Source organism: uncultured Deefgea sp., assembly GCF_947072475.1.
Taxonomy (GTDB): Bacteria; Pseudomonadota; Gammaproteobacteria; order Burkholderiales; family Chitinibacteraceae; genus Deefgea.
This window is the reverse complement of sequence record NZ_CAMTIA010000090.1, coordinates 1-7,368: the sequence shown is the minus strand read 5'-3', so window position 1 is coordinate 7,368 and position 7,368 is coordinate 1. Positions and strand designations below refer to the sequence as shown.

At 47.5% G+C, this 7,368-nt stretch carries 5 protein-coding genes; 1 reads left to right on the top strand and 4 read right to left on the bottom strand.

All coding sequences use genetic code 11. From position 1 onward, the window contains the following. Positions 1-259 precede the first annotated feature (259 nt). On the top strand, positions 260-1,108 hold the full coding sequence (locus tag Q0V82_RS16085) for a 23S rRNA (adenine(2030)-N(6))-methyltransferase RlmJ (protein WP_297577386.1): 849 nt from the start codon (positions 260-262) through the stop codon (positions 1,106-1,108). A gap of 77 nt (positions 1,109-1,185) precedes the next feature. On the opposite strand, the gene Q0V82_RS16080 is transcribed toward Q0V82_RS16085, so the two are convergent. The 4 genes from Q0V82_RS16080 to gloA all read right to left on the bottom strand — a co-directional run bounded on the left by Q0V82_RS16080 (position 1,186) and on the right by gloA (position 7,151). Further along, the gene (locus tag Q0V82_RS16080) at positions 1,186-1,992 is read right to left on the bottom strand and encodes an inositol monophosphatase family protein (RefSeq protein WP_297577384.1); all 807 of its coding nucleotides are present in this window, start codon (positions 1,990-1,992) and stop codon (positions 1,186-1,188) included. A gap of 245 nt (positions 1,993-2,237) precedes the next feature. Next, positions 2,238-4,634, bottom strand: a complete 2,397-nt coding sequence (locus Q0V82_RS16075) for a phosphoketolase (protein WP_297577382.1) — start codon at positions 4,632-4,634, stop codon at positions 2,238-2,240. A gap of 667 nt (positions 4,635-5,301) precedes the next feature. Further along, positions 5,302-6,693 (bottom strand): sodium:proton antiporter, encoded by a 1,392-nt coding sequence (locus Q0V82_RS16070; RefSeq protein WP_297577380.1) that lies wholly within the window; start codon positions 6,691-6,693, stop codon positions 5,302-5,304. Between the two features lie 77 nt (positions 6,694-6,770). Further along, a complete protein-coding gene (gloA, locus tag Q0V82_RS16065; protein ID WP_297577378.1) occupies positions 6,771-7,151 on the bottom strand; it encodes a lactoylglutathione lyase in 381 nt (126 codons plus the stop codon). Between the last annotated feature and the right edge of the window lie 217 nt (positions 7,152-7,368).

Below are 7,368 nucleotides of genomic sequence, written 5' to 3'. Positions count from 1 at the left end.
GTGTCAGCAGCAGAGAGGCCGAAATATACGGCAGCCCTGCGATCACGTCAACACCCGATTACAAACAAAATAGAACTAAGGCGTTAAGTTGTTGATTTTCATAGCATCTAAAATTGACACAAACACAACGTAATCACTGAAGTTGAGCCAAGCCACATCAATATACGGGAGATAAATCACCATTAACTCAATCAAAACTTAAGCAAAACGCCTGAACGAGTACAATTAGCGCATTCAAGCTCTTTTTATATGTATATATATGCTCAGTTATCGTCACGCCTTTCACGCTGGCAACCATGCCGACGTTCTCAAGCATTGCATCGAGGTGATGCTGCTCGATTATATGAATCAGAAAGACAAACCTTGGTGGTATATCGATACGCACGCCGGTGCGGGCGTGTATTCATTAACGCAAGGCTATGCGACCAAAAATGCCGAGTTCGAAACCGGCGTCGCGCGGTTGTGGCAGCGCACTGATTTACCGGCACCGTTGCAACGCTATATGGATGTTGTCAAAGATTTGAACGCAGGTAGCGCGCATTTGCAGCTCTACCCAGGCTCGCCTTATGTAGCGCAGGCCTTGCAGCGCAGGGACGATAAATTACGTTTATTTGAATTGCATTCAAGCGACAGCAAGTTATTGGCTGAGAATTTTCTGGATGCCGGCCGCGCCGCCAAAGTGGTACAGGCGGATGGTTTTGCCAGCATCAAAAGCGTATTACCGCCGCCACCGCGTCGTGCTTTGATGTTGATTGATCCGCCGTATGAAGAAAAGCATGATTACGTACGGGTGGTGGAAACACTTAAAGAAGCGCTAGAGCGCTTTCCTACCGGCACTTATGCGGTGTGGTATCCACAGTTGTCACGGGCCGAAACTAAGCAAATGCCAGAGAAATTAAAAAAACTCGGCGCAAAAAGCTGGCTGCATGTTGCGCTCACCGTGCATGCGCCACGCGCAGACGGCTTTGGTATGCATGGCAGCGGCATGTTTATCTTGAACCCACCGTGGACTTTAAGTAATGAGCTTAAAGAAGTCATGCCCTACTTAGTTCAGCATTTAGGCTTAGATAACGGCGCTAAATATCTACTTGAACAACAAACAGCTTAACTCCGCTAAAGTTACATACAAAAATGGCTAGGTATAAACACCTAGCCATTATTTATTAAGCATTACATAGCAATACCCTATTTATTGGCTTGTACCCATAGCTGCCATGCCGCATAGAGCGACGGTGTTCGCGCGGCGACGGCGCTGCGATGCCAAGGATTTTCTTGCCAATAATCATCATGAAAGATCGAGCCAACTTGTCCGCCCGACTCCAGCAAGATCAACACCCCCGCTGCATAATCCCAGAGTTTTTGCGCGCCATGCAACATGACATCGGTGCGCCCGGCAGCCAGCCAGCACCAATCTATGGTGGATGCGCCAAAATTGCGGTGGCTGTGATAGGGATTTAAAGTCACGATCCGCGTCGCTAAATGTCCAGACAACCATTTGGTTTCAACCGAGGCAATCGCGCCAGATAAGGGGCGCTCATCTCGCACGCGTGGCAAGCGCTCATGATTTAACCATGCTCCGCAAGCGACTTCCGCCGCAAAGCATTCATCCAATACCGGCACATACACCACGGCCAATACCGGGCGATGCTGGCGCATGAATGCAATGGATACGGCAAAATTGGGCAAGCCATGCGCAAAATTAGTCGTGCCATCAATCGGATCGACCACCCACAGGCCATCGGCGTGCGCGGCCCAGAGTTGCTCTTGCTCGGCCTGCGTCATTTCTTCGCCCAAAACCGGGTAATCGAGCAAACCAGGCAATAATCGTTGCAATGCCGATTGCGCAGCCAAATCGGCCTCGGTAAACAAACTGCCGTCATGCTTCACTTCAGCAACGACTTTTTGATAGCGCGGCATGATTTCTGTGGCTGCGACTTCACGTGCAATGGCACATAAAGCTAATAGCGTTTCGCTCATTTTTGGCTGTAGCACGATCAATCTCTTTTCATTATGACAAACGACGTTGTAGGGTTTGTTGCCGTTTGGTTTTCCGGCTGGCCAAGCAAAAGTCAACAGCGCCTAGCAAGTTTATATTGTATCGGACTCGCTCTATCTTCGCTGCTGGGCTTTTACTTAGCGCCCATCTAACCTTGATTTGGATCAGCCATAAAAAAGCCCGCACCAAAAGGCACGGGCTGTTCACGCTTTAACAATCACCCTTTACAGGGTGAAATTGCTTAGTAAGTCCACTTCCATTCTTTCACTTCTGGCATATCATCACCCACTTCAGCGATGTACTCAGCATGTTCAACCAATTTGCCAACCAGTTTTTGACGAACGTGAGCGCCGATTTTTTGCAATTTCGGTACGCGGTCAATCACGTCAATGGCCAAGTTGAAACGATCCAACTGATTCACCACCACCATATCGAACGGCGTCGAAGTAGAACCTTCTTCGATGTAACCACGCGCATGGATGTTAGCGTGGCCGTTACGACGGTAAGTCAAGCGATGGATCAACCATGGGTAACCGTGGAAGGCAAACATCACTGGTTTGTCCGTCGTGAAGATCGCGTCAAATTCGCGGTCAGACAAGCCGTGTGGATGTTCTTCTTGCGGTTGCAGCGTCATCAAATCGCAAACGTTAACGAAGCGGATTTTCAGATCTGGGAAGTGTTGACGGAGCAAATCAGTTGCCGCCAATGCTTCCATTGTAGGGATTTCACCGGCACACGCCATCACTACGTCTGGCTCGCCGCCTTGATCGTTCGATGCCCAGTCCCAGATACCCAAACCAGTAGTAGCGTGTTTAATCGCTTGGTCCATCGTCAGGTATTGCAAGCAAGGTTGTTTACCCGCAACGATCACGTTCACATAATGCCGTGAGCGCAACACATGGTCTGTTACCGACAACAAGGTATTGGCATCCGCTGGCAAGTACACCCGAATCACTTCCGCTTTCTTGTTGATCACGTGATCCAAGAAGCCTGGATCTTGATGCGAGAAGCCGTTGTGATCTTGACGCCAAACGTGTGAAGTCAACAAGTAGTTGAGCGACGGAATTGGTTTGCGCCAGTTGATGTGTTTCGTTGTTTTCAACCATTTTGCATGTTGGTTAAACATCGAATCGATCACGTGGATAAACGCTTCGTAGCAGCTAAAGAAGCCGTGACGACCGGTTAAGTTGTACGCTTCGAGCCAGCCTTGGCAAGTGTGCTCAGACAAGATTTCCATTACACGGCCATCTTGTTGCAAGAAGTCATTGGTTTTGTCTTCTTCAAAGAAGTTCGCCAACCAAGTTTTGCCCGACACTTCGAATACGTCGTTCCAACGGTTAGATGCAGTTTCATCTGGGCCGAAGATACGGAAGTTTTTCTCAGCTTCGTTTTCTTTCATCACGTCGCGGAGGAATTTACCCATTACGCGCGTCATTTCAGCATTTTCAGTACCTGGCTTAGCAAACTTCACTTCATATTTACGGAAGTCTGGCATTTTCAAGTCTTTCGAAACTTGACCATGCACGATTGGGTTTGAACCAAAGCGCTTGATACCTTTTGGCGCCAAATCAACCAATTCTTGTTTCACGGTACCGTCAGTATTAAACAAGGTCTCGATTTGATACGAGCGCATCCAAGTTTCCAAGTTGATCACATTCTCATCATCGATATCAGAGAATGGCACTTGGTGACTACGCCAGTAGTCTTCAACTTTTTTGCCTTTAATTTCTTTCGGGCCAGTCCAGCCTTTAGGCGTGCGCATGACAATCATTGGCCAACGTGGGCGAACAATCGGCTGACCTGCATCGCGCTCGCCAATGGCTTTAGCGCGGATCGCAGCAAATTTGTCCATACACAAGTCCATCGCCGCAGCCATATCAGTATGGATTTGGTCGAATGTATCGAGCTTGTCGTTGAATGTTTCTTGTTTGAGTTCAACAAAGATTGGCTCGTAGCCATAACCTTTGAACAAGTTAGTCACTTCTTCTTTGTCCATACGGGCAAGAAGTGTTGGATTGGCAATTTTGTAGCCGTTCAAATGCAAAATCGGCAATACAAAACCGTCATTAATCGGGTGGATGTATTTAGTCGAGTGCCAAGACGCAGCCAATGGGCCAGTTTCTGCCTCACCGTCACCAACAACAGCAATCACCACTTGGTCTGGATTATCCAGCGCCGCGCCGTAGGCATGCGATACGCTGTAACCCAATTCACCACCTTCGTGCATTGAACCTGGGGTTTCTGGTGCTACGTGTGAAGGTATACCGCGCGGGAAGCTAAATTGCTTGAATAGGCGTTGCATACCTGCTTCAGTACGATCAATCGCTGGGAAGAATTCTTCGTACGAACCTTCAAGCCAAGTATTGGCAACAAAACCAGGACCACCATGACCAGGGCCAGTGATGTAAATCATCGATACATCACGCTCAACAATCACGCGATTGGCGTGAACAAAAATAAAGTTCAAACCTGGAGTCGTACCCCAGTGACCCAACAAGCGTGGCTTGATGTGCTCACGTTTGAGCGGTAGTTTCAACATTGGGTTGTCGAGCAAATAAATCTGACCTACAGACAGGTAATTGGCTGCCTGAAAGTAACGATGCATATTACCAATTTGTTCTTTTGATAGTTGAGCCACGGTTAAACCTCTTCGGGGTTGTGATAGTGTTAATTGCTCGGTGATCGACTCCACAGTAAATCACCTGATGTAATGCAGTATACGGAGACTACGCCACGCGCTACTGATACAAATCAAATGAGCAGCATGACAATGGCGATCTCCATAGTTTCCATTTGATACAACGCAAGAAATAGACTCAAGCTACCTCTATTTGACTAGCGACTTCGCTACGCCGACGATGATGCTAACTTAATGCGTCAAGAATATGAATGCAAGTGTAAATAAAAGCACTTTTAAAAACGCTATTTTTATTCAGCTTAATTGACGTTGCCACGCTCACCGTACTGCAGCGATTTTTGTAAAGACTAAGTCTGCTCTACGCTGCACCACCCTTACTAGCATGTAATCACTGTAAATAAATTGCAGTCCTGCCGATTTAATCGCCATCAGCCAAAAATAAAATATAACAACAGCGCCCTCGCCAGTAGCGCAGCCATCCAGCACCCAGCCGACCCGCAATCAACGTCCAGCGCGCTCAACGCCGATTTGTCGTATGGCACCGATCGACTCCGAAATAAGGCAAAAAACCGTTGCAACCAACACCGAAGCTACATACGTGATTGTCGAACAAAAAAAGGCCAGCAAAGCTGGCCTCCTTGATCTCAATTAACGCGTGAATCCAAACTTAAAAGAACACCAGCGTCATCAAAATAAATACCGGTAATAAGCAAACACAAGACCAAGCCATATAACCAAAGAAACTTGGCATTTTGACGCCACGGTCTTCAGCCACCGCTTTCACCATAAAGTTAGGTGCATTACCGATATAACTCAGCGCGCCCATAAACACCGCACCACATGAAATCGCCAACAAGGTTGAAGCCATCGGTCCCATCAAATGAGCCGCATCGCCGCTCGCTAGATTAAAGAACACTAAATACGTTGGTGCATTATCAAGGAAGGCCGACAGCACACCCGTCATCCAGAAATACATATAATCAATCGGCATACCATCCGGCGAGCTGACCATAGTCACCAAGCTGGCCATTTGCCCCGCTTCCCCTGCGCGCAAAATCGCAATCGCTGGCGCCATGGCAATAAAGATTGCCGCAAACAGTTTGGCGACTTCTAAAATCGGCCCCCAGTTAAAATCATTCCCTGCGCGGATTTCTTTTTTGGTGAACTTCAAAGAAATAATCGCAATCAGCACTAACAGCACATCGCGCACGATATTTTGCAATTCAACATGCGTGCCCATGATGTTCCATTCGATACCCGGCTTCCAAATCCCAGACATCACCACGCAAGCTATAATCGCGCCAATCAAACCGAAATTCCATAAACCAAAAAATTCGATCTTGCTATCCGGTGTCCGATCAACCGGCAACACGCCTTCTTTCTTATAGTAATAACTATCGATGACATAAAACATGGCCAGCAAGATGGCGGCAGCAAACAGCACCGGCCACATCATGTGCTCAACCGTCCACATGAAATCAACGCCCTTCAAAAAGCCAAGGAATAACGGCGGATCACCCAGTGGGGTTAAACCGCCACCAATATTAGCCACCAAAAAGATAAAGAACACCACCACATGCACATTGTGTAAGCGATTATCGTTGGCTTTGAGCAATGGACGGATCAATAACATGGCCGCGCCCGTCGTGCCCATCAGTGAGGCCATCACCGCACCCAAGGCCAAAATGCCGGTATTCATTTTGGGTGAGCCATGCAAATTGCCGCTCATCAAAATCCCGCCCGACACGGTATACAGCGCAAACAAAATCAGAATAAACGGAATGTATTCTGCCAACATCGCATGCACCACGATGCCAGCCGCAGGCGCAACACCGTAACTGCTAATAAACGGCAGCAAAAACGCTGCGGCCCAAAAAGCCGATATCTTACCGAAATGATGATGCCAAAAAGCGGGGGCAAAAATCGGAAAAAGTGCAATAGACAGCAATAAACCCGCAAACGGCGCTGCCCATAGTAAAGACAGCTGCGCGCCGTCAAAATCTGCTGCCATTGCCAAACTAGGCAATAAGGCCAGCAGCCAAGTTAGTTTTTTTATCATCGAGACCACTCAGTTAAACATTAACTAATGTATTGCTTTGCTACCTATATATAGATTGAAGTAGCTGGCAATACCCCTTACTTCTGAATAAATTCAATTTTGTAACCATCCGGATCTTCAACAAAAGCGATCACGGTACTACCATGCTTCATCGGGCCGGGCTCACGCACGACAACGCCACCTTTGGCCCGAACGGCGTCACAAGTCATCACAATATCATCCGTTTCAATCGCCAAATGACCAAATGCAGTTCCCATTTGATACTCAGCAACATCCCAATTGTGGGTCAACTCAATCACCGAATGCTCAGCCTCAGCACCATAGCCAACAAAAGCCAAAGTAAAGCGCCCCTCAGGAAAATCTTGTTGGCGTAATAAACACATATTTAATACACCACAATAAAACGCAATCGATCGCTCCAAATCAGTAACCCGCAACATCGTATGCAATAAGCGCATGGCACTTCCCCTTGAGTTAAAGATGCAAATCATTGTACGCGATGGCTGTTTTGCAAGGCAGTGGCATATTACTGCCACTTTTTTAAATTATTTCAAACAAAGGGGTTGACGCCAGATTAAAATCATCTATAATCGCTGTCTCTGAACGAAGCAGCTCAGGGTCGTTAGCTCAGTTGGTAGAGCAGTGGACTTTTAATCCATTTGTCGCAGGTTCGAA